Origin of the sequence: Dolichospermum sp. LEGE 00246 (assembly GCF_015207865.1) — a bacterium.
GTDB lineage: Bacteria > Cyanobacteriota > Cyanobacteriia > Cyanobacteriales > Nostocaceae > Dolichospermum > Dolichospermum heterosporum.
Genome location: NZ_JADEWA010000510.1, coordinates 1 through 3759 on the forward strand (window position 1 = coordinate 1; position 3759 = coordinate 3759).

The following is a 3759-nucleotide window of genomic DNA, read 5'->3' on the forward strand; positions in this document are numbered from 1 at the left end:
TCACAAAGCTATCTATATTTAAAGTCTCCATCTCTTTAATAACACGACGCATTAAAGTTGAACGTTTATAACCGCTGAAATCAAACCCTCGATTGATTTTCAAATATTCTAGGAGATTTTCAAAATCCAGATCCTTGTGTGGAGCATTCATAAGCAATAGATACACATCATAGATAATTATAAATGATAAACTTCCCCTGTTCCCTATTCCCTTTTCTCAACTTATCGGTTGAGCATAACCAGTACCGAAGAATCGAGAATATTGAACTTGCAAAACTATTGTTATACATAGCAAGCCTCCGATAACAACATAAATTTGTAATATGTTATGGCAGAACAGCATGGAAATTATGATGAAGTAGCATAAGACATAACCAAAGTTATCAAAGCTGAGGAAATTTCTGTTAAAGGCAGGATAAAATCTACATTCCCTGTCTTAATTGCTGAAGATGGCATTCCCGGAAATTCAGCACTTTTGTCATCCTGGACAATTACCGTCCCACCCATTTTTTTGACTGCTTCCACACCCATTGCGCCATCACTACCAGTTCCTGTAAGGACAACAGCGATCGCTCTTTCTTTATAACTTGCTGCCACGGATTCAAACAACAAATCCGCCGAAGGACGGAGAAAATGCACCATTTCCGACTGAGACAAAGAAGCTGTACCATCACTATTCACCAACAAGTGGTTATTCGGAGGAGCAATATAAACAGTCCCTGAAGTGAGTTCATCTCCTTGCTGTGCCTGAACTACTTTCAGTGGAGTCCGACGACTGAGAATTTCTGCCATCAGGGATGGATGACGAGGATCTAAATGTTGAACCACAACAATTGCTGCTCGGAAATTTGCAGGTAAATTTGAAAGCACCTCAATTAATGCCGTTAATCCACCAGCCGAAGCCGCTAAAGCCACAATATCAAAGTTAGGAAGATTTGGCATATTTATCCTGAAAATTATCATCTTTCCCAACTCTAAGATATCTAAATTTTCAACTCATTCCCTGTACCTACAGACCTATGAATCAATCATAGCTAATTTGTAAACATATAAATGCTTAGATCCCCGACTTCTTAAAGAAGTCGGGGATCTTTTTGTTCACATTTCACTGACAAAGCTAATTTTCTGCTTCCAGATTTTTTTTAGCTTCCTGTAATTGCTTTTTATTTTCCTCACTAATTTCAGGATATTGCAAATTTAACTCCTGTAACTTTGTGCAAATAATATCTGCTACCACCAACCGTGTAAACCATTTCCGATCAGCAGGAACAATATACCAAGGAGCTAATTCTGTACTTGTATTGTTAAAAACTTGCTCATAAGCATCCATATAATCATCCCAAAAAGCCCTTTCTCGGATATCACTAGCAGAAAATTTCCAATGTTTTTCCGGTGAATCAATCCGTGCTAAAAACCGCTTTCTTTGCACCGATTTTGAGACATTTAGAAAAAACTTCAGCACAATTACCCCATTATTAACCAAGTATTTTTCAAAATTATTAATTTCCTCAAATCGCTGTTTCCATATCTGATTACCTTGAGGAAACTTGGGTAATTGTTGTTTTTTAAGAATTTCTGGATGGACACGAACTATAAGTAATTCCTCGTAATATGAACGATTAAAAATGCCAATTCTACCCCTTTCCGGGAGAGACTTCATCGAACGCCATAAATAATCATGATCTAATTCTTCCTCACTAGGAGATTTAAAACTAAATACCTGGCACCCTTGGGGATTCACCCCCGACATCACGTGCTTAATGGTGCTATCCTTACCAGCAGCATCCATAGCTTGAAAAATAATTAACAAAGAATAACTATTTTGGGCATAGAGAACATCTTGATATTTAGCTAGTTGTAAAACACCTGTTTTTAATTTTTTAATCGCATCAGTTTTTGGGTGAAACTCGCATCTATAACCTGGATTATAGTCCTTGATCAAAGAAATTTGATCACCTGGTTTAACAATATAAGGATCATGATTCATATCAAAAAATTAAGTAGGTTGGCGTTGAAAATTGTCGTTATGGCAAGGCAAGAGGCAAGAGTGAAGAGGGTTTGGGCGATTTTACGTTTCTTTACACAGTTTGGTTTTATTGTGTTCACCTACTTAATTAATTCTGTCTCACTACTTATTAAGTAGGTGGACGTGAAATAACCAAAATGTGTAACGATATGTAAATTCACCTCGATGGGTTATTGTCGTTGATTTTTAGCCATTTCAAAAAACGAAATATATTTTGATTTTCCTCCGCCCACCTACTTAGGGAACACCAAAAAATAAATTACCCAATTTTGTGGGATGGGCATCCTGCCCGTCCTTGATGGTTAGCGGGCAAGATGCCCGCACCACAAGAAATTTTTGGGTATTTTTTTAATTGGAAGTCCCTTAGTCCACGAAGGTGGACTTTGTTTGTGTAGCCGCGTCCGCGAAGCGTGCCGGAGGCATCTTTCTAATCGCCGTCTTTCTAATCGCCGCCTTTCTAATCGCCACCTTTCTAAGAAACAGAAGATTGCAACTTGTTCAACATTTCCAGAACTTGCATACTGTGAATACTAGGATTAACCTTCACAAAAGTTGTGCGTAATATCCCTTGAGGATCAATAATAAAACTATGGCGCATAGAGACAACACCTATCCAAGAACCATAAGCCTTACTAACTTCACCCTTAATATCAGCTAACAAAGGAAATTTTAACCCCTCCGAGTCACAAAATTCTGCATGAGAATCAACATCATCAGCACTGATACCAATAATCTCAGTATTTTTCTGAATATATTTAGGTAAATCTTGCTGAAAACGTCGGGCTTCAATAGTACAACCAGAGGTAAAATCTTTGGGGTAGAAATAAAGAACCACCCACCTACCCCGAAAATCAGCCAGAGAGACTTTACCATTGCCTGTATTAGTTGGTAAAGTAAATTCAGGTGCAGGTTGATTAATTGTGGGTAATTTACCACCTAAAGCTTGAGCAGGAGGGGTAAAATTAAACCAACTAATAACAGCCAAACAAGAAGCAAATAAAATGCTAATAAAAGTGCGACGGGAACCCATTTTCTCAACCAAAAGAATAACTTAATATAAGTTTACATTCTTGTTGTTCTCTATCTTCAATCTGATTGCGGTTCGGACAGGTTTTCGATACTTTCAATGTGTTGGCTATCTATGAGAAAAGCACCTCTAGTAAAGCGGACACCCCAATAACCACCAGGACGATGGTCAAGAACTATACCTTCCTCGCCAATACGAATTACTTCAGGGGGACGTAACATAGGCATTGGTTCAGCCGTTTTCAGGTATGGTGGCAATGATACCACACGGACTTTACTACCAATTGGGAATTCTGAAGACATTTTGCAATGGTTTGTAGTTTTGAATAAGTAGGCAGGCAAAATTAATTATATAAAAGATTTAGATTTAATGTAGGTGTAGGGGTAGCGCCCCAGTGCCTACCCCGGTAAGTAATTGGACGAAAATATTTACAGTCATTGCGAGGGAAGGGAAGCAATCACAACCCTGGCGATTGCTTCATTTCACTTCGTTCCCTATGGCTAACGCCACGCAACGCTTACGCAATAATCTTGTGTAATTAATTCTGTCTCACTACTTATCGTGGGCAACTTTGTTATATATACTCAAAACGGCTAGAAGCTGGACTTTTTTATCATACAAAGAACAAGTTCAAAGCCTCTCCAATTATAAAAGCTGCTCCTTTTCCCTCCCTTGTAGGGGAGGGTCAGGGAGGGGTGCAAAGGAG

General features: G+C 38.6%; 5 protein-coding genes. All 5 read right to left on the reverse strand.

What is annotated here, in order from left to right; translation table 11 throughout:
• The coding region (locus IQ228_RS23070; protein ID WP_193964562.1) for a hypothetical protein at window positions 1–151 on the reverse strand (151 nt) is incomplete at its 3' end.
• A gap of 197 nt (window positions 152–348) precedes the next feature.
• The gene (locus IQ228_RS23075; protein ID WP_228044034.1) at window positions 349–942 is read right to left on the reverse strand and encodes a chemotaxis protein CheB; all 594 of its coding nucleotides are present in this window, start codon (window positions 940–942) and stop codon (window positions 349–351) included.
• A 175-nt stretch (window positions 943–1117) separates the two neighbouring features.
• Window positions 1118–1987: a polyphosphate kinase 2 family protein gene (locus IQ228_RS23080; RefSeq protein ID WP_027404222.1), complete on the reverse strand. Its 870-nt coding sequence runs from the start codon at window positions 1985–1987 to the stop codon at window positions 1118–1120.
• A gap of 511 nt (window positions 1988–2498) precedes the next feature.
• Entirely contained in the window at window positions 2499–3056 is a 558-nt protein-coding gene (locus IQ228_RS23085) for a peroxiredoxin (protein WP_027404223.1), read from the reverse strand.
• A 56-nt stretch (window positions 3057–3112) separates the two neighbouring features.
• The gene (sipA, locus tag IQ228_RS23090) at window positions 3113–3355 is read right to left on the reverse strand and encodes a regulatory protein SipA (protein ID WP_027404224.1); all 243 of its coding nucleotides are present in this window, start codon (window positions 3353–3355) and stop codon (window positions 3113–3115) included.
• Window positions 3356–3759: the final 404 nt, after the last annotated feature.